Consider the following 22992-nt stretch of genomic DNA (forward strand, 5'->3'; position numbering starts at 1 on the left):
CAGCGATCGCCCATCGCGGCGATCCGGTTCGCTAGTGTGATCGGCTGTCGGAAAGGATCCATGTCCGCTCTGCGCACCTTCGGGATCTCGCTGGTGGTCACCGCGGCGGCGCTGTGCCTCGGATATGCCTACTGCGGCTTCAAAGGTCTTTATCTGCTGCTGGTGCTGGCCGCCCTCGAGGTGTCGCTCTCGTTCGACAACGCCATCATCAACGCCTCGATCCTGAAGCGGATGAGCCGCTTCTGGCAGCGGATGTTCCTGACGATCGGGATCCTCGTCGCCGTGTTCGGCATGCGACTGCTCTTCCCGCTGCTCATCGTCTGGGCGACCGCGGGGCTGGAACCGGTGCGCGCCATGGAGCTGGCGCTGCATCCGCCGCCGCACGGCGCGCTGGAGTTTCCGGACGGCTCGCCCAGCTACGAAAAGCTCGTCATCGCCGCGCATCCCCAGATCGCCGCGTTCGGCGGCATCTTCCTGTTGATGCTGTTCCTGGATTTCGTCTTCTATGACCGAGACATCAAGTGGCTCAAGTGGATTGAGATCCCCTTCGCGCGCATCGGCCGGCTGGGGCAGGTGTCGCTGGTGGTCACCGGCCTTTCGCTGGTGCTGGTGGGCACGCAATTGACGCACTCCGCAGACGAGGCCGCGACGGTGCTGACCGCCGGACTGCTGGGCATGGTCACCTATCTGGTGGTCAACGGATTGAGCCGGGCATTCCGGCCGGCCGACACCGACACCCCCACCGACGCCGGCAGGGTCGGCCCGGCGACGCGCTGGGCCGGGCTGGCCCTGTTCGGTTACCTCGAGGTCCTCGACGCCGCCTTCTCCTTCGACGGCGTCACCGGCGCGTTCGCCATCACCTCGGACCCGATCGTCATCGCGCTGGGGCTGGGACTGGTCGGCTCGATGTTCGTCCGGTCGATCACCATCTATCTGGTCCGCCAGGAGGCCTTGGGCCGGTACGTCTATCTGGAACACGGCGCGCACTGGGCGATCGGGGCGCTGGCCGTGATCATGCTGGCCTCCATCGAGCCGAAGTTCGAGGTACCCGAGGCCGTCACCGCCTCGGTCGGCGTGGTCTTCATCGCGGCGGCGCTGGGATGGAGCATCCTGCGCAATCGCCGCGCCGCCCGCGCCGGCGCGACGGTCTAGGCCTCGATCTGTCCGGCGATGCGCTGTTCGATGGCGGCCCGCGCGGGGGCGGGAAGCGCGATCAAACCGTCGAGCTCCTTGGTCGCCCGCGCGTAGGCGTTCTGGCGTTCCTCGCGGGTCGCCGCTTCGTCGTTCGCCAGGTGCAGCAGGTTCTGGGCGCGCGCCAGCCGCTGCTGGTCGTCGGCCGAGAAGTCGCTGCGCCGCCGCCGGATCGCCTCGGCCTCGGCGATCTCGAACGCGCTGAGGTACTCGTGGACGGCATCGCGGTAGTCCAGCAGCGCATCCCGGTCACCCACCAGGGCGTCGGGCGGTTCCGGCCGTAGCAGGTCGGCGCGGCGCTTCGCCTTATGGAAGGCGATGGTGAGCGGGTCGCGCATGTTGGTCATCAGCGGGAAGTCCAACAGCTTTGCGATGTCGACCTCATAGTCGAACCACCGGGCGTCGGTACGGTCATGTGCGGCAACGAGCTTGGCGAGTTCCCGGCGGTCGGCTTGCTCTTGGGTCCGCCCCCGCCCGGATGCCTCGGCCACCGCGATCTTGGCCTGCTGCTTCAACCGGTAACGCTCCATCCGGCGCTCGGCTCGACGCTCGTTGGCCGCGGCGATGGCCCTCAGCCCGCCGCCGATCACGCCGCCCAGCGGGAAAACCAGCCACCAGAAATTCGCGGCGAAATGCAGCACCGGGGTCACATCGCCAGGATGCCACCGAGAATCCCGCAGCGGCGAGCGCGCGATTACGCCGAAAGCATCAACGCGCCGGTGTTGTTCAGTGCCCTTCGGTCTTGAACCGCTCGATCGAGCGCTGGATCTCCGCCTCGGCCTCTTCGCGGCCGACCCAGTCCGCGGCCTTGACGAACTTGCCCGGTTCCAGGTCCTTGTAGTGCACGAAGAAGTGCTTGATCACGTCCAGCTCGAACTCCGGAACGTCGCCGATGTCCTGGATGTGGTCCCAGCGGTGATCGCCGGCCGGCACGCACAGCACCTTGTCGTCGCCGCCCTTTTCGTCGGTCATCCGGAACATGCCGACCGGACGGGCCTCCACGATGACGCCGGGGAACACCGACTGCGGCAACAGGACCATCGCGTCCAGCGGATCGCCGTCTTCGCCGAGGGTGTCGTCGATGAAGCCGTAGTCGGTCGGGTAGGCCATCGCGGTGTACAGGTAGCGGTCCAGACGTAGCCGTCCAGTCTCGTGGTCGACCTCGTACTTGTTCCGCTGGCCCTTTTGGATCTCGATGGTCACGTCGAATTCCACCGCGTGGACTCCTTCTTTTAGGCAGGCCAATTTTGCTCTGCTACACCCTAGTCGAGCGCGTCGCCGCCGATTCGGCAGAATGGGTTGAGACAGTCAGGAGAGTGATGGCCCGTACTCGCTGGCAAAAATCCACCCCAGTGCTCATCGGGTTGGGCGTGCTGGCGTTTGTCGTCGCCGTAGTGGTGGCGGCAACGTTTTTCACCACGACCGGACACGGCGCCAACAGCGCGCATGCCCCGATCCCGCCCCCGCACGCGCCGGCGGTGAAGCCGGGCATGGTCCCGGTGAGCGACACCGCCGAGCTACCCAGCGGACCCGGCGTCGCCGCGATGCTGGCGCCGGTGGCGGGCGACCCCAACCTGGGCCGGTTAGGCGGACGGGTCACCGACGCCATCACCGGAAAAGAGCTGTGGCAGGTCGGCGACGACATGCCGCTGGTGCCGGCATCGACCAACAAGGTGCTCACGGCGGCCGCGGCCTTGCTGACGCTGGACCGCCAGGCCCGGATCAGCACCCGCGTGGTGGCCGGCAGCCAAAACGCGCAGGGGCCGGTCGTGCTGGTGGGCGCGGGTGATCCGGCACTGTCGGCGGCGCCGCCCGGCGTGGACACCTGGTATCGGGGGTCGGCGCGGCTCAGCGATCTCGTCGAACAGATCCGCCGCAGCGGCGTGACGCCGACCTCGGTGCAGGTGGACACCTCCGCGTTCAGCGGACCGACGATGGCGCAGGGCTGGGACCTCGCCGACGTCGACAACGGCGACATCGCGCCGATCGAGTCGGTGATGATCGACGCCGGACGCATCCAGCCGTCGACGGTCAACTCGCGGCGGTCCCGGACCCCGGCGCTCGATGCCGGGCGCGAACTGGCCAAGGCGCTGGGCCTGGACCCCAACGCGGTGACGACCGCCACCGCGCCGTCGGGGGCCCGGCAGGTGGCGGTCGTGCAGTCGGCGCCGCTGGTCCAGCGGCTGTCCGAGATGATGGACCATTCCGACAACGTGCTGGCCGAAAGCATCGCCCGCGAGGTGGCGGCCGCCATCAACCGGCCGCGCAGCTTCGCCGGGGCCGCCGACGCGGTGACCAACCGGCTGACCACCGCGCACGTCGACACGGCGGGTGTGGCGCTGCTCGATTCCAGTGGGCTCTCTGTCGACGACCGGCTGACGGCCAAGACGCTCGACGGCGTCCTGCAGGCCGCGGCCGGGCCCGACCAGCCGTCGCTGCGGGCGCTGCTGGATCTGCTCCCGATCGCCGCCGGCAGCGGGACGCTGGCCGATCGCTTCACCGACGCCTCCACGGCCCAGGGCCCGGCGGGCTGGTTGCGGGCCAAAACCGGCTCGCTGACCGCCATCAACGCGCTGGCCGGGGTGCTCACGGACCACAGCGGCCGGGTGCTCACCTTCGCGTTCATCTCCAACAACGCCGGCCCGAACGGCCGCAACGTGATGGACGCCCTGGCCACGCGGTTGTGGTCCTGCGGGTGCTCATGACGCCGTCGCCGGACCTGACGCTGGGCACCGCCGTCGACTGGCGGTTCGCGGCCACGGTCGGTCGGCGGCTGGCCCGTCCGGGTCCGCCGTCCAGCGACTACACCCGCCGCCAGGTAATGGACGAACTCGCCACCGCGTCCACCAAAGCCGAGCCGCTGGTGCGGGACGTCACCGGCCTGGTCACCGACGGCGCGGTGCCCGCGGCCCGGATTGTCGACCGCCCGGACTGGATCGCCGCGGCCACCGAGTCGATGCGGGTGATGATGAACGGCGCCGAGGAGCCGCGCGGGTTTCTCACCGGCCGCGTCACCGGCGCGCAGACCGGCGCCGTCCTGGCCTACGTGTCCTCGGGGATCCTCGGCCAATACGACCCGTTCGCCGCCAATGACGGGGCCAGAACCGGCTGCCTGCTGCTGGTCTATCCGAACGTCATCGCCGTCGAGCGCCAGCTCCGGATCGAGCCGTCCGACTTCCGGCTGTGGGTGTGCCTGCACGAGGTCACCCATCGTGTGCAGTTCACCGCCAACCCGTGGCTGCCCGATTACATGTCGCAGGCGCTGGCCCTGCTGACCCGCGATGCCGGTGAGGACTTGGGCCAGGTGATCGGCCGGCTCGCCGACTACGCCCGCAACCGTGGCGCCGGAACGTCGGAATCCGACGCCAACTCGTCGGGCATCCTCGGGCTGGTGCGTGCGGTCCAGTCCGAACCGCAGCGGCAGGCCTTGGATCAGCTGCTGGTGCTGGGCACCTTGCTGGAGGGCCACGCCGATCACGTCATGGATGCCGTGGGGCCGATGGCGGTGCCGTCGGTGGCCACCATCCGCCGCCGGTTCGACGAGCGCCGCCACCGCAAGCAGCCCCCGCTGCAGCGGTTGTTGCGTGCGCTGCTGGGGCTCGACGCCAAACTCAGCCAGTACACCCGCGGCAAGGCGTTCGTCGACCAGGTGGTCGGCCAGGTTGGCATGGCGCGGTTCAACGCCATCTGGACGGGCCCCGACACACTGCCGCTGCCCGCCGAGATCGAAGAACCCCAGCGATGGATCGACCGGGTGCTGTAGGCCGGCTGCGCGCGGCCGTCGAGGCGTTCGTCAAGACCCACCTCGCCGCCGTCGAACAGTGGTGCGTGGCGCTGTCCGGCGGCCCCGATTCCCTGGCCCTGACCGCGGTCGCGGCCCCGCTGCGGCCCACCACGGCGGTGATCGTCGACCACGGCCTGCAATCCGAGTCGGCCGCCGTCGCCGAGGCCGCCCGGGCGCAGGCCATCGCGTTGGGATGCGTTGGGGCTCAAGTGGTTCGGGTGCAGGTGGGCAACCAGGGCGGTCCCGAGGCGGCGGCGCGCGCGGCCCGCTACGCTGCGTTGAGCGCCTATCACACCGGCCCGGTGCTGCTGGGGCACACGCTCGACGACCAGGCCGAGACGGTGCTGCTGGGGCTGGGCCGCGGGTCCGGGGTGCGCTCGATCGCCGGGATGCGCCCCTACGACCCGCCGTGGTGCCGCCCGTTGCTGGAGGTTCGGCGCGCCACCACCCACGCCGCCTGCGCGGAGCTGGGGCTGACCCCCTGGCAGGACCCGCACAACACCGACCGCCGTTTCACCCGGACCCGGCTGCGCACCGAGGTGCTGCCGCTGCTGGAGGACGCGCTCGGCGGTGGCGTGGCCGAGGCGCTGGCCCGCACCGCGACGTCGTTGCGGGAGGACTCCGAGCTGATCGACGCGCTGGCGGCCCGGGCCCTGCCCGAGGTCAAGGCGGACTCGGGCCTGCGGGTGCAGGCGCTGGCGACGCTGGACGCCCCGGTGCGCCGCCGGGTGATCCGGGCCTGGTTGTTGGCCGGTGGCGCAACGAACCTGACCGACAAGCAGATTCGTGGGGTGGACGCCCTGGTCACCGGATGGCACGGGCAGGGCGGGGTGGCGGTCGGGTCGTCGCTGCCCGAGGAGCGGTTGTTCGCGGGCCGCCGCGACGGCGTGCTGACGCTGTGGCGCGAGCCGGTCGGCAAACCGATCCATTAGCCGCAATATCGGGGCTGCCGTTGGTTATTCGCCCGTCGTCATGGCACTCTGTGGGCGTGGCCCAGATCTCCTCGGCGATCACCCCAGCCCAACCCGTGGAGCTGTACCCCGGGGATATCAAGTCTGTCCTGCTGACGTCGGCGCAAATTCAGGCGCGAATCGCCGAACTCGGCCGCGAAATCGGCGAGAACTACCGCGACGCCGCGACCGAGACCGGACAGGACCTGCTGCTGATCACCGTGCTCAAGGGCGCTGTGATCTTTGTCACTGACCTGGCCCGCGCGATTCCGCTGCCCACCCAGTTCGAATTCATGGCCGTCAGCTCCTACGGGTCGTCGACGTCCTCCTCGGGCGTGGTGCGGATTCTCAAGGACCTGGACCGCGATATCGAGGGCCGCGACGTGCTGATCGTCGAGGACGTCGTCGACTCGGGCCTGACGCTGTCGTGGCTGCTGCGCAACCTCAAGACGCGGCACCCGCGTTCGCTGCGGGTGTGCACGCTACTGCGCAAGCCCGACGCGCAGGGCGCCCACGTCGACATCGCCTATGTGGGCTTCGACATCCCCAACGACTTCGTCGTCGGCTACGGCCTCGATTACGACGAGCGCTACCGCGACCTGTCCTACATTGGCACCCTGGACCCCAGGGTCTACCAGCAGTAGGGCCCGCCCGGATCCGTCGGGTCAGTCCAATGGCGACGACCCGCTGCGCCCGGCTACGCCGCGCTTGCGATCGCCGCTAGTCCAGCTCCCACACCGCCGTCACCGAGAAGTTCACGGTCTGCTGGCCGGGCTCCAGCGGAACCATCGACGGCATGGCCCGCGGCGCCCCGACCGGCGGCGGGGTGTTGCCGGTGGCTTCCGAGATGGACAGCACCCGGCCCAGCCGGAGCCCGGACAGCTGGGCGTACTGATCGGCGCGATCCTTGGCATCGTTGAAGGCCCGCGACCGGGCGTCCTTCACCAGTTGGGAATCGTCGGCGATGGAATAGCGGACGGACTTGATCCGGGTGGCGTCACCGCCCGTGCCGACGATGAGGGCCAGCAGGCGCGACGCGGCATCCGTGGGGTGAATCTTGACCGCGATGGCGTTGGTGGCGCGATACCCCGTAATGGCGGCGGTACCGCTGGGCCCGGGGTTGTTGTATTCCGGCGACAGGGTGACCTCGGTGGTGCTGATGTCCTTGCGGTCAATTCCGGCGCCGGTCAAGGCGTTGATGACCGCCTGTTGACGGTCGTTGGTCTGGTTCATCGCCGTGGTGACGTCGGGCGCGGTGAATTCGATGCCGACGTCGGCGGTCAGGGTGTCCGGGACGCCCTGCACCTGACCGGTGCCCACAACCGTGACCTGACGGGGATTGGCCCCGGGCTGCGGCGGGTTGTGTTTGTCGCATGCCGAGATCGCGGCGATCGTCAGGCCGGCCGCCGCCACGGCGATCGATCGGCGGATGAACTTCGAGGCGTTCGTTGCGACCGACATGCCTGGCACCCTAGCCGCTGGGCCGCCGTCGATGGTTCTAGAAGGGTGGGTCGTCGGGCAGGGGCTCCAGAACGGCCTCGGCGGGGCGCCAATCCGCCGGCAACTCTTCAGGCTCCCTGGGATCGTTCACCCAGATGCAGTAGGGGCTGGTGCTCGGTACGCCCTTGAACAGGAAGAGCATGTCGCGCATATGGTTTCGGAACTTGCGCGACGCGATTTCCTGTTTTCGCGCCTGCTCGAGCAGCATCCGGGCCTCGTTGATCGGCCGTTGCTCGCGATTGTGCTTGCGGGCTCGGGCAATTCGTGCGCTGCGGTGTTGTGATCTGGCCCGCCGTTTCGGGAGCGGCGTGATGCATGCCGGGCCGCGCGGCTGTGGGAACAGGTCGGCGCCGGCAGGCGAGGTCCGATAGGTCCGTCCGTTCGGAGCCGTCCACACCACGGTGCCATCGGGAAGCTGTTTGTCGCGCCAGCCACCGAACGTCTTCAGTCGATGGTGTTGACGGCAAAGGCATTTGAGGTTTTCCGCGGTGGTGGGTCCGCCTGCCGCCGGATGCTGGTGGTTGAACGGAACCGTGTGGTCGAGGTCGCAGACCACCGCCGGACGGCTGCATCCGGGGAAGCGGCACGTCAGATCCCGGCATCGAACGGCCCGCTCCAGAGCGGCGGACGGCTGATAGCGCAGCGCTTCGACAGGGCTGGTCACCGGGCTGGCGACGAGTACGGATGCGGCGGCGGCCAATTGGCGCACCTGCTCGGCGTCGATGACGCCATAGCCCTCCAGATAGCCGGGCTCGGCTCCATTGTCATGGACGATCCGCTCGCTGGCCACCACGTTGATGACGACGCGCGCGCCGGCCCGATCGTCATCGAGATCGCGATCGTCCACCCGGACAGGGCACTCCGCTTGGCCGCAGGCACAACCCAATTCACGCCCTTGCGCCAGCGCGCCCAATGCGTCGGCACGTCGCTGGTCCATGGTTCGCGGGTCCGCCGGGCACACCTGCCTGGCGAGCTGGGACAGCCGCCGATCGAAAGCGACGGCGGCCGAGGCCGCGACCGATCCGTGCACCTCGGCCATCCCGTCGGCCGCGGCGCTGATTCCGATGCAGCGTTCGCCCTCGGCGGTCAGCCGGCGCTCGCGGGCGGCGTCGGGATCGGCGGTTCGCACGGCGGCGTCGACGGCGTTGACGATGCGCTGCCTGGACCAGCCGTGCCAGTCGCCGATGCGCTCGGCCAGCGAATGGTCGAGCTTGGCGATCAGCGTTTCGTCGGTGACCAGATCGGTGCGGCTGATGATCAACCGCACTGTGCGCCAATCTGTTCGGCCCGTCATCAACAGCGCCGCGATGTTGGGCAGCCTGACGTCGAGCGCCTCCGCATAGGACACCAGGTAGCTGGCGCCCATGGGGGAGAGGTTCATCGCGGCGGCGACCTCGGCGGCGGTCTGCTCGAAGCCGTCGATTTCCGCGTATTCCCGGTCCGACCGCTCGGCGACCGCAACCCGATGCCGGAGCAGCGCCGCCACCGCCGCCAGCCGGCGGGCCACCAGGATCGACTCCTCCCGGTGGGTGGACTCGATCATCTCCAGCAGGGCGGACGGATCCGATCGCCACTCGAACATACGTTCGATTATAGGGGGGCCGACCGACAACCTTCAGGGCGTGACGAGGATCTTGCAGTGCCGCTCGGGGTCGGCGAGGTCGTCGAACGCCGCACCGACCCCGTCGAGGCCGACCTCGCCGGTGATCAGCGGGCTGACGTCGATGTCGCCCTCGGACAGGGCGCGCAGCGAATGGCAAAACTCCTCGGGGGTGTAGGCGAGTACGAACTGCACGTTGATCTCCTTGGCGATCGCAAAGAACGGGTGCACGGTGTCGGGTTGCATGCACACGCCGGCGACCACCAGGCGGGTGCCGGGCCGCGCTCGAAGGAGTACGTCGTCGATGATGCCGGGCACACCGACCGCCTCGAACACCACCGCGGGCTTGACGGTGTCGAAGGGTGAACCCTGCGCCGGATCCAGCGTCTGGTGGGCTCCCATCGCGATGGCCAGCTCGCGGCGCTTGGGCGAAAAGTCGCACGCCACAACGGGTTCCACGCCCCTCGCGCGCAGTGAGGCGATGATCGCGATCCCGATCGGGCCGCAGCCGAGCACCAGGGCCGTCTCGTCGGGCCCTATATCGGACTTGTTGACCGCGTGCAGCCCCACCGCCATCGGCTCGGTGAGGGAGGCGTGTTTGAAGTCCAGGCCGTTGGGGATGGGCAGCAGCAGCGGCGCCGACAGCAGCATCCGTTCGGCGTAGCCGCCGACCGTGCTGTTGCTGTAGACGATCGGCTCGACGCCCCTGGCGGACAACAGCACCGGCAACGAGGTGACCAGGGTGCCCGGCGGATGGGTATCGGTGCCGGGGCCGGCTTCGAGTACTTCGGCACTGAATTCGTGACCCATGAAGATGTCGTGGTCCAGGTCGACGTGCATGGCGCCCGACCCGCCGGCCACCCGATCGCTCATTTCCAGCACCTGCGCGCCGTGGGCGGCGAAATGCAGGTCGGAGCCGCAGATTCCGCACGCACGCACGCCCACCAGCACCTGGCCCGCCTCGGGTATCGGGTCGGGCACGTCGTCCCGATAGACCATCCGGCCGTCCCGCAACACCGCAGCGCGCATCAGTGCACCGCGTCTTTCTGCTCGTCGACGTGCTCGGTGATGGCTTTGACGACGGCCTCGCCGGCCCGGCCGATCAACTGGTCGCGCTTGCCCCTGGCCCAGTCGTGCGACGAGCGGGACGCTTCGAGCTGCCGTTTGAAGTGGGGAATCACCTTGCGCGCCATCAGGTCATAGCTGTGGTACGTCGCCTGCGGCGAGGCCCAGTCGTGGCCGAGCATCAGCAGGGTGCCGAAGCCGCCGGAGCGGTCGAGCAGGTCCTCGATATGGGCGATGGCGTCCTCGGGGGTGCCGATGCAGCAGTTTCCCTTGGCCGCGTAGTCGGCGACGAACTCGTGCGGCGTCTGGGTGCCTTCCACGCTGTTGGCCAGCGGCACAAATCCGGCGGCGCCGAAGTAATTCGCGAAATCCTGCAACCCGTAGGTGCAGTCGTCGATGGCCTGCTCGCGGCTGTCCGCGATGTGCATGATGCTCAGCACGCGCCAGTCGCCCCGGTCGGGCTCGTCCCGCCCCACCTTCGCGGCCTGCTCACGGACCACGTCCCAGGTGGTTTCCAACGCCGCGTAGCCGCCGGGCACCGACATCGACAACGACAGCAGCGATGTGCCGAGCGCGCCGGCCAGCCGCGGTCCCGAAGGCGAAATCATTGCCGCCGTGGAGATTTCGGGGTAAGGCCAGGTGTAGGGCCGGATGTGCAACTGGGCGTCACGCAGGGTGAACCAGTCGGAGTGCCGGTCGATTCGCTCGGTGGGTGCGGCGCGGAACAGCGCCAGGATCGCCTCGAGCGATTCCTGCATCATCCGACGCTGCTCGATGGGGTCGATGCCCATCATGTAGGCGTCCGACGGCAGCGCGCCGGGCCCGGTACCGAACATCACCCGGCCGCGGGTCAGGTGATCGAGCAGCACCCACCGGTCGGCCACCATGAGCGGATGGTGGTAGGGCAGCGACACCACGCCGGTGCCCAGCCGGATGTGCTTGGTCCGCTCCGCCGCCGCCGCGATGAAGACTTCCGGGCAGGCGATCAGCTCGTAGCCGCCGGAGTGGTGTTCGCCGAACCACGCCTCGTCGAATCCGAGCCGATCCAGGGCGACGACGCGTTCCATGTCGTATTCGAGTGCCACCGTTGGGGATTGGCCGGTGGGGTGGAACGGGGTGATAAAGACACCGAAACGCAGCGGCGCGCTCATTGCAGCTCCAATCCGTTGAGGAATTCCAGTAAGGCCGCATTCACCTCGTCGGGACGCTCTTGCTGCAGCCAATGCCCGGCGCCGTCGATCATCATCTGTCGGTACGGGCCTGAGATCGCGTCGGCGGCGCGGTCGGTCCGGGTGAAGGACAGGACGGGATCGGCCGTGCCGCCGATGAACAAACACGGGACCGAGATCTTCACGCCGTCGAGCTCGGGAGTGGTCTCCCAGTTGCGGTCGAAATTGCGATACCAGTTCAGGCCGCCGGTGAAGCCGGTGCGGGCGAACTCGGCGATGTAGTGGTCGAGCTCGTCCTGGCTTATCCAGTCCGGCAGCCCGTCGGGTTCGGGTAGCCGCTCGATGAAGCCCTCCGGACCCGGCGCCACCAGTCGCAGCGCCGCGGCCTTGTCGTCGGGCGTGCGCAGGCCGCCCATCATGCGTCGCATCACCCGGGCGGCATCGGCGTTCAGCTCGGCGTCCGCGACGCCGGGCTCCTGGAAGTACAGGATGTAGAAGAAGTTCTCGCCGAAGGTCTTGCGCCACGCCGTCGTCGGCGCGACGCGCGGGCGCGGGGTCACCGGCACGCTCATCGCCGCGACGGCCGCGACCCGGTCCGGGTGCAGCAGCGGGGCGTTCCACACCACGGCGGCGCCCCAGTCGTGCCCGACCCACACGGCGCGCTGCGCGCCGACGTCGTCGAGCAGCCCGACCAGGTCGGCGGTCAGCTGATGAATGTCGTAGGCGTCGACGGCGTCCGGACGGTCCGAACCGCCGTAGCCGCGCTGATCGGGTGCCAGCACGTGGTAGCCGGCATCGGCGAGGACGGGTATCTGGTGGCGCCAGGAGTAGGCGAGTTCGGGAAAGCCGTGCGCCAGGAGCACCACCGGGGCGCCGCGGTCGCCCGCTTCGATCACCCGTAGCCGCGCACCATTGGTCTCTACTAACCGTTCGGTTGGGGGCATCGTCTCACCAAAGCACAACGGTTGCTGACTGAGAAGGCCCGAATCGTCTGGCTCGTCCGCGCCGGGTTGGCGATCGAGAAGGCGCACGCCGGGAATACTTGGTTCGATGCGCTTGGACCACGTGGTGCTCTGGACGAGGAACCCGCGGGCGTCGATGGACTTCTACACCCGCGTCGTCGGGCTGGAACCGGTCCGCTTCGCCGAATACGAGGCCGGAGACGCGCCGTTCCCGAGCGTGCGGATTTGTGCGGACTCCATCATCGACCTGATGCCCACCGAAGACATTTCGGCGACCGAGACTTTGACGCGCACCGAGGGCAGCGCCGGCCATCCGGTGAATCACGTCTGCCTGGCCCTGTCGAAGGCCGAATATGACGCGTTGGACCGGCGGCTTCAGGCCGAGGGCGTGGATACCGGCGCGCGGCTGAACCGGAGCTTCGGCGCGCGCGGATGGGCACCGCAGGGGTACTACTTCGCCGATCCGGACGGAAACGTGGTCGAGGCCCGGTATTACGGCTAGCCGGGAACTGCCGGTCGTTAACTGATAGAAGCGGTGGCGACCGCTCTGCCGGAGCTGGCGATCGCCGCTAGCGGTAGCCTGGACTTTTTCAGCTGCGTGTATATCGGGGAAGGACCTGGCCGTTACGGCCGATGATTGATGAACCGGAAAAACGTGATTCGCACCATCACGGCAATTGCTGTCGTGGTGCTGCTCGGTTGGTCGTTCTTCTACTTCAGCGACGACACCCGCGGCTATAAACCCGTCGACACATCCGTGGCGATGTCCCAGATCAACGGCGACAACGTCAAAAGCGCGCAAATCGACGACCGCGAACAGCAACTGCGATTGACCCTGAAGAAGGGCAATGGTGACACCGACAATTCCGACAAGGTCATCACCAAGTTTCCCAGCGGCTACGCGGTCGACCTGTTCAACGCGCTGAGTGCCAAGAACGCGAAGGTCAGCACGGTCGTCAACCAGGGCAGCATCCTGGGCGAACTGCTGGTCTACGTCCTGCCGCTACTGCTGCTGGTGGGGCTGTTCGTGATGTTCTCCCGCATGCAGGGCGGCGCGCGGATGGGCTTCGGCTTCGGCAAATCGCGGGCCAAACAGCTCTCCAAGGACATGCCCAAGACCACGTTCGTCGACGTCGCCGGCGTCGACGAGGCGGTCGAGGAGCTCTACGAGATCAAGGACTTCCTGCAGAACCCCGGCCGCTACCAGGCGCTGGGCGCCAAGATCCCCAAGGGCGTGCTGCTCTACGGCCCGCCGGGAACCGGTAAGACGCTGCTGGCCCGCGCGGTCGCCGGGGAGGCCGGTGTCCCGTTCTTCACGATCTCGGGCTCCGACTTCGTCGAGATGTTCGTCGGCGTCGGCGCGTCCCGGGTGCGCGACCTGTTCGATCAGGCCAAGCAGAACAACCCCTGCATCATCTTCGTCGACGAGATCGACGCCGTGGGCCGCCAGCGCGGTGCGGGCCTGGGCGGCGGGCACGACGAGCGCGAGCAGACGCTGAACCAGTTGCTGGTCGAGATGGACGGATTCGACCCGCGGGCCGGGGTCATCCTGATCGCCGCCACCAACCGGCCGGACATCCTGGACCCGGCGCTGCTGCGCCCCGGCCGCTTCGATCGGCAGATCCCGGTCTCCAACCCGGACCTGGCGGGTCGCAAAGCGGTGCTGGAGGTGCACTCGAAGGGCAAGCCGATCGGCCCGGACGCCGACCTCGCCGGGCTGGCCAAGCGCACCGTCGGCATGACCGGCGCCGACCTGGCCAACGTCATCAACGAGGCCGCACTGCTGACCGCCCGCGAGAACGGCACCGTCATCACCAGCGCCGCGCTGGAGGAAGCGGTGGACCGGGTGATCGGCGGGCCGCGCCGCAAGGGCCGGATCATCAGCGAGCAGGAAAAGAAGATCACCGCATACCACGAAGGCGGACACACCCTGGCGGCCTGGGCGATGCCCGACATCGAGCCCATCTACAAGGTGACGATCCTGGCGCGTGGGCGCACCGGCGGGCACGCGGTGGCGGTGCCGGAGGAGGACAAGGGCCTGCGGACCCGCTCGGAGATGATCGCGCAGTTGGTGTTCGCGATGGGGGGACGCGCCGCCGAGGAACTGGTCTTCCGCGAGCCGACGACCGGCGCGGTGTCCGACATCGAGCAGGCGACCAAGATCGCGCGCGCGATGGTGACCGAATTCGGGATGAGCTCCAAACTCGGTGCGGTCAAATACGGTTCGGAGCACGGCGACCCGTTCCTGGGCCGCACCATGGGGACGCAGGCGGACTACTCACACGAGGTCGCCCGTGACATCGACGACGAGATCCGCAAGTTGATCGAGGCCGCCCACACCGAGGCGTGGGAGATCCTCACCGAATACCGGGACATACTCGACATTTTGGCGGGCCAGCTGCTGGAAAAGGAAACCCTGCACCGGGCCGAGCTGGAGGCCATCTTCTCCGGAGTCGAAAAGCGGCCCAGGCTAACCGTGTTCGACGACTTCGGCGGCCGCATCCCGTCGGACAAGCCGCCGATCAAGACACCCGGCGAGCTGGCCATCGAGCGCGGCGAGCCGTGGCCGCCGCCGACCCCCGAGCCGGCCTTCAAGGCGGCGATCGCGCGGGCCACCGAAGCCGCTGCCGCCGCCCGGGTGGAGGCCGACCGAAACGCCAACGGCGGCAACGGTTCTCACGGCGCTCAAGGCAGCCGCAATCGTCAGGGGGAGCAGCAGGGCCCCACCCAGCCCGACTACGGCGCACCGGCCGGCTGGCGCGCACCCGGATGGCCGCCGCAGCAACAGCAGCCGACCTACTGGCACCCGCCCGCGCAGCCCGGACAGCAGCCCTACTGGCAGCAGCCGGCCCGTGGCTACCCGGCGCCCCAGGGGTATCCCGGCCAGCAGGGTCACCCGGGTGGTCAGCAAAGTCATCCCGGTCAGCAGGGCGCCGCGGGCCACCTGGGCCAGCCGCGTCCCGCCTACCCGCCGTATCCGCCGTATCCGCCGCCGGGCCAACCCGCCCCGGAGGGCGCCTCGCCCGACCGGCAGGATGACGACGTAAGCCGGTCCAACCCGCCGGCTCACGGCTGAGCAAACGGAGGATTCGATGGCGTTGCCGGATACCGCGATGCGCGCGCCGCGGGTGTTCGATCAGGAGCGCGTCGAGGCCGCGGTCCGCGAATTGCTGCACGCGATCGGCGAAGACCCCGACCGGGATGGCCTGCGGGAAACGCCGGCGCGCGTCGCGCGCGCCTATCGCGAGATGTTCGCCGGGCTCTACACCGATCCCGACAGCGTGCTGAACACCATGTTCGACGAGGACCACGACGAGCTGGTGCTGGTCAAGGAAATTCCGCTGTATTCCACGTGTGAGCACCACCTGGTGGCGTTCCACGGCGTGGCCCACGTGGGTTACATCCCGGGCAACGACGGCCGGGTCACCGGCCTGTCCAAGATCGCCCGGCTGGTCGACCTCTATTCCAAGCGGCCCCAGGTGCAGGAGCGGCTCACCAGTCAGATCGCCGACGCCCTGGTGAAAAAGCTCAACCCGCGCGGCGTAATGGTCGTGGTGGAGGCCGAGCACCTGTGCATGGCGATGCGCGGCGTCCGCAAGCCCGGCGCCGTCACCACCACCTCGGCCGTGCGCGGCCTGTTCAAGACCAACGCTGCTTCTCGAGCCGAGGCGCTCGACCTAATCCTGCGTAAGTGAGTCTGGCGCCTGTGCAGGTAATGGGAGTTCTGAACGTCACTGACGATTCGTTCTCCGACGGCGGCCGCTATCTCGACCCCGACAAGGCCGTGGCGCAGGGTTTGGCCCTGGTTGCCGACGGCGCCGACATCGTCGACGTCGGGGGGGAGTCGACCCGGCCCGGCGCCACCCGGATCGATCCTCACGTCGAGACATCCCGGGTCGTCCCCGTCGTCAAAGAACTTGCAGCACAGGGCATCACCGTCAGCATCGACACCATGCACGCCGATGTCGCGCGGGCGGCGTTGTGCGCGGGAGCGCGGATCGTCAACGACGTGTCCGGCGGCCGCGCCGATCCCGGGATGGCGCCGCTGCTGGCCGACGCGAAAGTGCCCTGGGTACTGATGCATTGGCGTTCGGTGTCGGCCGAACGGCCGCACACGGCGCCGCACTACCGCGACGTGGTCGCCGAGGTCCGCGACGAACTGCTGGCCAGCGTCGACGCCGCGGTGTCCGCCGGTGTCGACCCCGGCAAGCTGATGATCGATCCCGGACTGGGATTCGCCAAGACGGGACAACACAATTGGGCGCTGCTGCACGCCCTGCCGCAATTGGTCGCCTCCGGCATCCCGGTGCTCCTGGGTGCATCACGCAAACGGTTCCTCGGTACGTTGTTGGCCGGGGCCGACGGCTCGCCGCGACCGCCCGATGGGCGTGAGACGGCCACCGCGGTGGTGTCCGCGCTGGCCGCACTGCACGGGGCCTGGGGGGTGCGTGTGCACGATGTGCGGGCCACGGTCGACGCCCTCAAGGTCGTGGCGGCCTGGACCGACGGGTCGCACACGGAACTGGCTGGAGACAATGGCTGATCGAATCGAGTTGCGCGGATTGAAGGTTCGCGGACAACACGGGGTTTTCGACCACGAGCGCGCCAACGGGCAGGACTTCGTCGTCGACATCACGGTGTGGATCGACCTTGACGGCGCCGCCGCCAGCGACGAACTGGCCGACACCTACGACTACGGCGCGCTGGCCCAATTGGCCGCCGACGTGGTGGCCGGCCCCGCGCGCAATCTGATCGAAACCGTCGGGGCCCAGATCGCCGACCAGGTGATGGACGACGAACGCGTGCACGCCGTCGAGGTGGTGGTGCACAAGCCGCAGGCCCCGATCCCGCAGCAGTTCGCCGACGTCGCGGTGGTGGTGCGACGGTCGCGCCGCGGCGGCCGCGGGTCGGTGGTCCCGGCGGGCGGGTCGTCGGTATGACGCGCGTCGTGCTGTCCATCGGCTCCAACCTGGGTGACCGGCTGGCGCGGTTGCAGTCGGTCGTCGACGGGCTCGGGGAGAAGGTGCTCGCCGTGTCGCCGGTGTACGAGACCGACCCCTGGGGGCGGGTGGACCAGGCGCCGTTTCTCAATGCGGTGCTGATCGCCGACGACCCGGCCTGCGACGGGCAGGGCTGGCTGCGGCGGGCGCAGGAGTTCGAGCGGGCGGCGGGCCGCGTGCGCGGCGAACGCTGGGGCCCGCGCACCCTCGACGTCGACCTGATCGCCTGCTACGGCCCGACCGAGGTGATCTCCCGGGAGAACAACCTGACCTTGCCGCATCCGCTGGCCCACCTGCGGGCGTTCGTGCTCATCCCATGGCTGGATGTCGACCCGGACGCGCAGCTGACGCTGGCCGACGGGCCGCAGCCGGCCGCCGGCCTGCTGGCCCAGCTGGAAGCGGCCGACCGGGACGGCGTGCGCCCGACCGGCCTGACGCTTCGGCCGAACGGAAAGCGGCCGGGCGATCAGGGGCCCACGGCCTGATGGGACCCACCCGCAAGCGTGACCTCACCGCCGCGGTGGTGGGCGCCGCCTTTGTGGGATATCTGCTGGTCAAGGGCCTCTACCGGTGGTTTCCGCCGATCACCGTGTGGACCGGCCTGTCGCTGCTGGCGGTGGCCGTCGTCGAGGCGCTGTGGGCGCGCTACGTGCGGGCCAGGATCAGCGAGGGCGAGATCGGGTCCGGTCCGGGCTGGCTGCACCCGCTTGCGGTGGCGCGCAGCCTGATGGTCGCCAAGGCCTCGGCCTGGGTGGGTGCGGTGATGCTGGGCTGGTGGGTCGGCATCCTGGTGTACTTTTTGCCGCGCAAGTCCTGGTTGCGGGCCGCCGCCGAGGACACCTCGGGGACCGTGGTCGCGGCCGTCAGCGCGTTGGCGCTGCTGATTGCCGCGCTGTGGCTGCAACATTGCTGCAAATCACCGCCGGATCAGACTGAGCACGGCGAGGGTGCGGAAACCTAGCCCGGCGCCGCGATTGCCGGCCGCCGGCGGGGGATCACCTTCGCTGGCGACGCCACCGGTAACCCGCGCGAGAATCGCCGGAGCCGCGCGACACGCGGATTGACCTCCCGCAGGTACTCTCAGGCCATGACCGTTCTGTCCCGCGGCGCCCGGGTGCGGCGCGGCGGCCGCAGGCCGGGGTGGGTGCTCTTGACAGCGTTGCTGGTCCTCGCGATCGGGGCCAGTTCCGCGCTGGTTTTCACCAATCGGGTGGAACTCCTCAAGCTCGCTGTGATCCTGGCGCTGTGGGCCGCAGTCGCCGGCGCCTTCGTTTCCGTGCTCTATCGGCGCCAAAGCGACGCCGATCAGTCCCGCGTCCGCGACCTCAAGCTCGTCTACGACCTGCAGCTGGACCGCGAGATCTCGGCCCGGCGTGAATACGAGCTGACCGTCGAGTCCCAGCTGCGCCGCGAGCTGGCCTCCGAGCTGCGCGCCCAGGCCGCCGACGATCTGGCCGAGTTGCGCGCGGAACTTTCCGCCCTGCGGACCAGCCTGGAAATCCTGTTCGACACCGACCTCGCGCACCGCCCGGCCCTCGGCGGCACCCCCGAGGCCGAGCCGCAACCGGAGCGCGCCTACAGCGAGTGGGAACGCAACGGCGAGAACCCCCGCGACACCCCGGTCGATTGGGTGGCCAGCGACCGGGTGACGTCGGTGCCGCAGGACAACGCCGGCCGGGCCGACGACGCCATCATCGACGTGCCCGAGGAGCCGCTGATCCCGCCCCGTCAGCAGCCGCCGTCCCGGCGGGAGCGGGTTCGTCACCAGTACGAACCGGACCCGGCGTACGCCGAAGAGCCCGCCTACGCCGAAGAGCCCGCATACGCCGAGGAGTCGCCGTATGCGGGACCGGCCGAGCCGCGCTTCGAGTCCCGTCACCAACCGTCGCCGGCGCCCGCGGCCCAGTTCCAGCCGGAGCCGCAGCCGGAGCCCGCACCGCGGTCCGAGCCGGAGCCGGCGGAGGATCCGCAGCGACAGCCCGGGGGGCAGTGGCCGGGGCAGGGTTGGCAGCCGACCGCGGCGGAAGGCCAGTGGTTGCCGCCCGGCGCCCCGGGCAGCAATTGGGCCGGCACCGATTCGTCCGCGGAATCGGCCGGTGGCCGGCGGCGTGCCCGGCATTCGGGCGTCGACGAGGCCTGGGACGGCCTGCCCGTCGAGCCGGTGCCGCCACCGCCGTACGGCGATTCCGGTCGCCGGGCACGGTCGCGCCACTCGGCCGAGTACCGCGACTACGGGGTGCGCAACTTCTCGCCCAATAACGAGCCGCCGGCCGGGCTGCCACCCGCCGCCGGGCCGCCCCCCGCCGGCCGCCGCGGCGCCGCCGCCCCCCGCCACCCCCGATGCACCCGGGCCCGTCCGCCGGCGCGCCGCCGCCACCACGCCTGGCGCCGCCGCCCGCCCCCGAGCAGGCGCCACGGCACGGCGGTGACGCGGAGCAAGATGACCCCGGCGGCACGGCAGAAGGCACCTCCACGGGCGGCCAGTCGGTGGCCGACCTGCTGGCCCGCCTGCAGGTGCAGCCCTCCGAGGGCGGCCGGCGCCGCCGCCGCGAAGGCTGAGCTGGGAGCTTCCTCACATTGGGTAATGCCTGGTAATCGACTACAGTCGTAGTGACCGAACGGTACCCACGAAGTGGGACCGGAACGAAACAAGTATCTGTGAGGTCGTCTGCGATGGTGCAGTTCGACGGTCTGCGCCCCGCTCGGCTCAAGGTGGGAATCATCTCGGCCGGCCGGGTCGGCACCGCCCTGGGTGTCGCGCTGGAGCGCGCGGACCACGTCGTGGTGGCGTGTAGCGCCATCTCCCATGCGTCGCGGCAGCGCGCGCAACGCCGGCTGCCCGATACGCCGGTGGCGACGCCGCCGGATGTGGCGGCCGGTGCCGAGCTGTTGCTGCTCGCGGTTCCCGACAGCGAACTCGCCGGCCTGGTGTCCGGGCTGGCCGCTACGTCGGCGGTGCGGCCCGGAACCATCGTGGTCCACACGTCGGGCGCCAACGGGATCGGCATTCTCGACCCGCTGGCCCAGAACGGCTGCATCCCGCTGGCGATTCACCCGGCGATGACGTTCACCGGGTCCGACGAGGACATCGGCCGGCTATCGGATTCCTGCTTCGGCGTCACCGCCGCCGACGAAATCGGGTACGCGATCGGGCAATCGCTGGTCCTGGAGATGGGCGGCGAACCGTTCTGCGTCGCCGAGGACGCCCGCGTGCTCTACCACGCCGCGCTGGCCCACGCAGGCAACCACATCGTGACCGTGCTCGCCGACGCGCTCGATGCGTTGCGCGCCGCGCTGCGCGGCAGCGAACTGCTCGGCCAACAATCCGTCGACGACCAGCCGGGCGGCATCGCCGAACGGATCATCGGGCCGCTGGCCAGGGCCGCGCTGGAGAACACCCTGCAGCGCGGGCAGGCCGCGCTCACCGGTCCGGTCGCGCGCGGCGACGCGGCCGCGGTCGCCGGGCATCTGGCCGCGCTGGGTCAGGTCGGCCCGGAGTTGGCGCAGGCGTACCGGGTGAACGCCCTGCGGACCGCCCAGCGCGCGCACGCCCCCCAGGAAGTCGTGGAGGTGCTGGCGCCATGAGACCCGGCAAGCCACCGGCCTTCACGGCGGGCGACCTCAACGTCTACTCCGCCCCGCGCGATGTTGCCGACGTCAGCCGCGCCCTGCGCCACACCGGGCGCCGGGTGATGCTGGTGCCCACCATGGGCGCACTGCACGACGGGCACCTGGCGTTGGTGCGCGCGGCCAAGCGGGTGCCCGGCGCGGTGGTGGTGGTATCGATCTTCGTCAACCCGCTGCAGTTCGGCGCCGGTGAGGACCTCGACGCCTACCCGCGGACCCTGGACGACGACGTCGCCCTGCTGCGCTCCGAGGGCGTCGAGATCGTCTTCACCCCAACGGCCGCCGCAATGTATCCCGACGGTTTGCGCACCACCGTGCAGCCGGGGCCGCTGGCCGCCGAGCTGGAGGGCGCCGTCCGGCCGACCCATTTCGCCGGCATGCTCACCGTCGTGTGCAAGCTGCTGCAGATCGTGCGCCCGGACCGGATCTTCTTCGGCGAGAAGGATTATCAGCAGCTGGTGATGGTCCGCCAGATGGTCGCCGACCTCAACATCGACGCGCAAGTGATCGGAGTGCCGACGGTCCGGGAATCCGACGGCCTGGCGATGTCGTCGCGCAACCGCTACCTGGACCCCACGCAACGCGAACTGGCCGTGACACTTTCGGCCGCACTGACGGCCGGCGCGCACGCCGCGCACCACGGCGGCACGGCTGCGCTGGCCGCGGCGCGCGCGGTGCTCGACGCCGTGCCCGACCTCACCGTCGACTACCTCGAGTTGCGTGACGCCGGGCTCGGCCCGGCGCCCGCCCACGGTTCGGCCCGGCTGCTGGTCGCGGCCCGGCTTGGCACCACCAGGCTGCTGGACAACATCGAAATTCAGATCGAAACACCCGCCGGCACCGGTGGGCCGGACGGACACCACGAATACGCCCAATCACGTTGGAGGAATTGATGTTACGGACGATGCTGAGGTCAAAGATCCACCGCGCCACCGTCACGCAGGCCGACCTGCACTACGTCGGCTCGGTGACCATCGACGCCGATCTGATGGACGCCGCGGACCTGCTCGAGGGCGAACAGGTCACCATCGTCGACATCGACAACGGCGCCCGGCTGGTCACCTACGCGATCACCGGCGAGCGCGGCAGCGGTGTGATCGGAATCAACGGTGCGGCAGCACATCTCGTCCACCCGGGTGACCTGGTGATCCTGATCGCCTACGGGACCATGGAAGAGGCGGAGGCGCGGGCATACCAGCCGCGGGTCGTCTTCGTCGACGCCGACAACAAGCCGATCGACCTCGGCCACGATCCGGCATTCGTGCCCGCCGACGCGGCCGAACTGCTGGATCCCCGGATCGTTGCGCGGTAGCCGTGCTGCTCGCGATCGACGTCCGTAACACCCACACCGTCGTCGGGCTGATATCGGGATCCAAGGAGCACGCAAACGTCGTGCAGCAGTGGCGGATTCGCACCGAAGCGGAGATCACCGCCGACGAATTGGCGCTGACCATCGACGGCCTCATCGGCGACGACTCCGAACGGCTCACCGGCGCCGCGGCGCTGTCCACCGTCCCCTCCGTGCTGCACGAGGTGCGGCTGATGCTCGACCAGTACTGGCCCTCGGTGCCCCACGTGCTGATCGAGCCCGGGGTGCGCACCGGCATCCCGCTGCTGGTCGACAACCCCAAGGAAGTGGGCGCGGACCGAATCGTCAACTGTCTGGCGGCCTTCCATCGGTTCAACGGCCCCGCCATCGTCATCGACTTCGGTTCCTCGATCTGCGTGGACGTGGTGTCGGCCAAGGGCGAATTCCTCGGCGGTGCGATCGCGCCCGGATTGCAGGTGTCCTCCGACGCCGCAGCGGCCCGCTCGGCCGCGCTGCGCCGGGTGGAGCTGACCCGCCCGCGTTCGGTGGTCGGCAAGAACACCGTCGAGTGCATGCAGGCGGGCGCGGTGTTCGGTTTCGCCGGGCTGGTCGACGGCTTAGTCGGGCGCATCCGCGAGGACGTGGACGGCTTTGCCGGCGACGACGTCGCGATCGTCGCCACCGGCCACACCGCGCCGCTGTTGCTGCCCGAGCTGCAGACCGTCAGCCATTACGACCAGCACCTGACCCTGCACGGGCTGCGGCTGATCTTCGAACGCAACCGCGACGCCCAGCGCGGCCGGCTGAAGACGGCGCGCTGACACACCGGCCTCGC

The 22992-nt window shown here is 69.5% G+C and carries 24 protein-coding genes; 17 read left to right on the top strand and 7 right to left on the bottom strand.

The features are described 5' to 3' along the window. The first annotated feature begins 60 nt into the window (after positions 1-60). Positions 61-1152: a DUF475 domain-containing protein gene (locus MTY59_RS11660; RefSeq protein ID WP_221045771.1), complete on the top strand. Its 1092-nt coding sequence runs from the start codon at positions 61-63 to the stop codon at positions 1150-1152. Here the strand turns inward: MTY59_RS11660 and MTY59_RS11665 are convergent. Next, complete coding sequence (locus tag MTY59_RS11665; protein WP_221045772.1) at positions 1149-1841, bottom strand: hypothetical protein; 693 nt, start codon at positions 1839-1841, stop codon at positions 1149-1151. The two genes, MTY59_RS11660 and MTY59_RS11665, sit on opposite strands and share 4 nt — an antisense overlap. 76 nt (positions 1842-1917) lie before the next feature. Next, positions 1918-2406: an inorganic diphosphatase gene (locus tag MTY59_RS11670; protein WP_221045773.1), complete on the bottom strand. Its 489-nt coding sequence runs from the start codon at positions 2404-2406 to the stop codon at positions 1918-1920. A 104-nt stretch (positions 2407-2510) separates the two neighbouring features. On the opposite strand from MTY59_RS11670, the gene dacB reads away from it, so the two are divergent. Genes dacB through hpt form a run of 4 tightly spaced genes read left to right on the top strand, consistent with a single transcriptional unit; the run spans position 2511 to position 6569 of the window. Continuing rightward, positions 2511-3896 carry a D-alanyl-D-alanine carboxypeptidase/D-alanyl-D-alanine endopeptidase gene (gene dacB, locus MTY59_RS11675; protein ID WP_221046395.1) on the top strand — a complete coding sequence of 462 codons (1386 nt, stop codon included), beginning with the start codon at positions 2511-2513 and terminating at the stop codon, positions 3894-3896. Further along, complete coding sequence (locus MTY59_RS11680) at positions 3893-4954, top strand: zinc-dependent metalloprotease (RefSeq protein ID WP_221045774.1); 1062 nt, start codon at positions 3893-3895, stop codon at positions 4952-4954. Before dacB ends, MTY59_RS11680 begins: the two co-directional genes overlap by 4 nt. Continuing rightward, positions 4933-5907, top strand: a complete 975-nt coding sequence (gene tilS / locus MTY59_RS11685; RefSeq protein WP_221045775.1) for a tRNA lysidine(34) synthetase TilS — start codon at positions 4933-4935, stop codon at positions 5905-5907. The genes MTY59_RS11680 and tilS overlap by 22 nt, the downstream gene beginning before the upstream one ends. A 50-nt stretch (positions 5908-5957) precedes the next feature. Continuing rightward, entirely contained in the window at positions 5958-6569 is a 612-nt protein-coding gene (hpt, locus tag MTY59_RS11690) for a hypoxanthine phosphoribosyltransferase (RefSeq protein ID WP_221045776.1), read from the top strand. Between the two features lie 76 nt (positions 6570-6645). Here the strand turns inward: hpt and MTY59_RS11695 are convergent, their stop codons facing one another. The 5 genes from MTY59_RS11695 to MTY59_RS11715 are packed head-to-tail and all read right to left on the bottom strand — an operon-like array spanning position 6646 to position 12203. After that, the gene (locus MTY59_RS11695; protein ID WP_221045777.1) at positions 6646-7386 is read right to left on the bottom strand and encodes an SIMPL domain-containing protein; all 741 of its coding nucleotides are present in this window, start codon (positions 7384-7386) and stop codon (positions 6646-6648) included. Between the two features lie 37 nt (positions 7387-7423). After that, on the bottom strand, positions 7424-9007 hold the full coding sequence (locus MTY59_RS11700; protein ID WP_221046396.1) for an HNH endonuclease signature motif containing protein: 1584 nt from the start codon (positions 9005-9007) through the stop codon (positions 7424-7426). 33 nt (positions 9008-9040) lie between these two features. Further along, a complete protein-coding gene (locus MTY59_RS11705; RefSeq protein ID WP_221045778.1) occupies positions 9041-10054 on the bottom strand; it encodes a zinc-binding dehydrogenase in 1014 nt (337 codons plus the stop codon). Continuing rightward, on the bottom strand, positions 10054-11241 hold the full coding sequence (locus MTY59_RS11710; RefSeq protein WP_221045779.1) for an LLM class flavin-dependent oxidoreductase: 1188 nt from the start codon (positions 11239-11241) through the stop codon (positions 10054-10056). The genes MTY59_RS11705 and MTY59_RS11710 overlap by 1 nt, the downstream gene beginning before the upstream one ends. Continuing rightward, on the bottom strand, positions 11238-12203 hold the full coding sequence (locus MTY59_RS11715) for an alpha/beta fold hydrolase (protein ID WP_221045780.1): 966 nt from the start codon (positions 12201-12203) through the stop codon (positions 11238-11240). The genes MTY59_RS11710 and MTY59_RS11715 overlap by 4 nt, the downstream gene beginning before the upstream one ends. 106 nt (positions 12204-12309) lie before the next feature. Here MTY59_RS11715 and MTY59_RS11720 point away from each other — a divergent pair, with 106 nt between their 5' ends. The 12 genes from MTY59_RS11720 (at position 12310) to MTY59_RS11775 (ending at position 22978) form a co-directional block, all read left to right on the top strand. After that, positions 12310-12723, top strand: a complete 414-nt coding sequence (locus tag MTY59_RS11720) for a VOC family protein (RefSeq protein WP_221045781.1) — start codon at positions 12310-12312, stop codon at positions 12721-12723. 138 nt (positions 12724-12861) lie between these two features. After that, the gene (gene ftsH / locus MTY59_RS11725; protein WP_221045782.1) at positions 12862-15297 is read left to right on the top strand and encodes an ATP-dependent zinc metalloprotease FtsH; all 2436 of its coding nucleotides are present in this window, start codon (positions 12862-12864) and stop codon (positions 15295-15297) included. A gap of 16 nt (positions 15298-15313) precedes the next feature. Continuing rightward, on the top strand, positions 15314-15916 hold the full coding sequence (gene folE, locus MTY59_RS11730; RefSeq protein ID WP_221045783.1) for a GTP cyclohydrolase I FolE: 603 nt from the start codon (positions 15314-15316) through the stop codon (positions 15914-15916). After that, positions 15913-16764, top strand: coding sequence for a dihydropteroate synthase (gene folP / locus MTY59_RS11735; RefSeq protein WP_221045784.1), 852 nt, complete (start codon positions 15913-15915; stop codon positions 16762-16764). The genes folE and folP overlap by 4 nt, the downstream gene beginning before the upstream one ends. After that, positions 16757-17161 (top strand): dihydroneopterin aldolase, encoded by a 405-nt coding sequence (gene folB, locus MTY59_RS11740; protein WP_221045785.1) that lies wholly within the window; start codon positions 16757-16759, stop codon positions 17159-17161. The genes folP and folB overlap by 8 nt, the downstream gene beginning before the upstream one ends. Then, on the top strand, positions 17158-17706 hold the full coding sequence (gene folK / locus MTY59_RS11745; RefSeq protein WP_221045786.1) for a 2-amino-4-hydroxy-6-hydroxymethyldihydropteridine diphosphokinase: 549 nt from the start codon (positions 17158-17160) through the stop codon (positions 17704-17706). Before folB ends, folK begins: the two co-directional genes overlap by 4 nt. After that, positions 17706-18182, top strand: a complete 477-nt coding sequence (locus tag MTY59_RS11750) for a DUF3180 domain-containing protein (RefSeq protein WP_221045787.1) — start codon at positions 17706-17708, stop codon at positions 18180-18182. The genes folK and MTY59_RS11750 overlap by 1 nt, the downstream gene beginning before the upstream one ends. A gap of 126 nt (positions 18183-18308) precedes the next feature. Next, entirely contained in the window at positions 18309-19832 is a 1524-nt protein-coding gene (locus MTY59_RS11755) for a DUF6779 domain-containing protein (protein WP_431190734.1), read from the top strand. 62 nt (positions 19833-19894) lie between these two features. Continuing rightward, a complete protein-coding gene (locus MTY59_RS11760; RefSeq protein ID WP_221045788.1) occupies positions 19895-20806 on the top strand; it encodes a Rossmann-like and DUF2520 domain-containing protein in 912 nt (303 codons plus the stop codon). Then, complete coding sequence (gene panC / locus MTY59_RS11765; protein WP_221045789.1) at positions 20803-21741, top strand: pantoate--beta-alanine ligase; 939 nt, start codon at positions 20803-20805, stop codon at positions 21739-21741. The genes MTY59_RS11760 and panC overlap by 4 nt, the downstream gene beginning before the upstream one ends. Continuing rightward, entirely contained in the window at positions 21741-22160 is a 420-nt protein-coding gene (gene panD, locus MTY59_RS11770) for an aspartate 1-decarboxylase (protein ID WP_221046397.1), read from the top strand. Before panC ends, panD begins: the two co-directional genes overlap by 1 nt. Positions 22161-22162: 2 nt before the next feature. Beyond that, entirely contained in the window at positions 22163-22978 is an 816-nt protein-coding gene (locus tag MTY59_RS11775) for a type III pantothenate kinase (protein ID WP_221045790.1), read from the top strand. The last annotated feature ends 14 nt before the right edge of the window (positions 22979-22992 follow it).

It is taken from the genome of Mycobacterium senriense (assembly GCF_019668465.1).
Taxonomy (GTDB): Bacteria; Actinomycetota; Actinomycetes; order Mycobacteriales; family Mycobacteriaceae; genus Mycobacterium; species Mycobacterium senriense.

What these genes read in the sequence shown, in the direction of transcription:
- MTY59_RS11660 (WP_221045771.1), top strand. Translation starts at nt 61, where the DNA reads ATGTCCGCTCTGCGCACCTTCGGGATCTCGCTGGTGGTCACCGCGGCG.
- dacB (WP_221046395.1), top strand. Translation starts at nt 2,511, where the DNA reads ATGGCCCGTACTCGCTGGCAAAAATCCACCCCAGTGCTCATCGGGTTG.
- MTY59_RS11680 (WP_221045774.1), top strand. Translation starts at nt 3,893, where the DNA reads ATGACGCCGTCGCCGGACCTGACGCTGGGCACCGCCGTCGACTGGCGG.
- tilS (WP_221045775.1), top strand. Translation starts at nt 4,933, where the DNA reads ATGGATCGACCGGGTGCTGTAGGCCGGCTGCGCGCGGCCGTCGAGGCG.
- MTY59_RS11695 (WP_221045777.1), bottom strand. Translation starts at nt 7,386, where the DNA reads ATGTCGGTCGCAACGAACGCCTCGAAGTTCATCCGCCGATCGATCGCC.
- MTY59_RS11700 (WP_221046396.1), bottom strand. Translation starts at nt 9,007, where the DNA reads ATGTTCGAGTGGCGATCGGATCCGTCCGCCCTGCTGGAGATGATCGAG.
- MTY59_RS11705 (WP_221045778.1), bottom strand. Translation starts at nt 10,054, where the DNA reads ATGCGCGCTGCGGTGTTGCGGGACGGCCGGATGGTCTATCGGGACGAC.
- MTY59_RS11710 (WP_221045779.1), bottom strand. Translation starts at nt 11,241, where the DNA reads ATGAGCGCGCCGCTGCGTTTCGGTGTCTTTATCACCCCGTTCCACCCC.
- MTY59_RS11715 (WP_221045780.1), bottom strand. Translation starts at nt 12,203, where the DNA reads ATGCCCCCAACCGAACGGTTAGTAGAGACCAATGGTGCGCGGCTACGG.
- MTY59_RS11720 (WP_221045781.1), top strand. Translation starts at nt 12,310, where the DNA reads ATGCGCTTGGACCACGTGGTGCTCTGGACGAGGAACCCGCGGGCGTCG.
- ftsH (WP_221045782.1), top strand. Translation starts at nt 12,862, where the DNA reads ATGAACCGGAAAAACGTGATTCGCACCATCACGGCAATTGCTGTCGTG.
- folE (WP_221045783.1), top strand. Translation starts at nt 15,314, where the DNA reads ATGGCGTTGCCGGATACCGCGATGCGCGCGCCGCGGGTGTTCGATCAG.
- folB (WP_221045785.1), top strand. Translation starts at nt 16,757, where the DNA reads ATGGCTGATCGAATCGAGTTGCGCGGATTGAAGGTTCGCGGACAACAC.
- folK (WP_221045786.1), top strand. Translation starts at nt 17,158, where the DNA reads ATGACGCGCGTCGTGCTGTCCATCGGCTCCAACCTGGGTGACCGGCTG.
- MTY59_RS11750 (WP_221045787.1), top strand. Translation starts at nt 17,706, where the DNA reads ATGGGACCCACCCGCAAGCGTGACCTCACCGCCGCGGTGGTGGGCGCC.
- MTY59_RS11755 (WP_431190734.1), top strand. Translation starts at nt 18,309, where the DNA reads ATGACCGTTCTGTCCCGCGGCGCCCGGGTGCGGCGCGGCGGCCGCAGG.
- MTY59_RS11760 (WP_221045788.1), top strand. Translation starts at nt 19,895, where the DNA reads ATGGTGCAGTTCGACGGTCTGCGCCCCGCTCGGCTCAAGGTGGGAATC.
- panC (WP_221045789.1), top strand. Translation starts at nt 20,803, where the DNA reads ATGAGACCCGGCAAGCCACCGGCCTTCACGGCGGGCGACCTCAACGTC.
- panD (WP_221046397.1), top strand. Translation starts at nt 21,741, where the DNA reads ATGTTACGGACGATGCTGAGGTCAAAGATCCACCGCGCCACCGTCACG.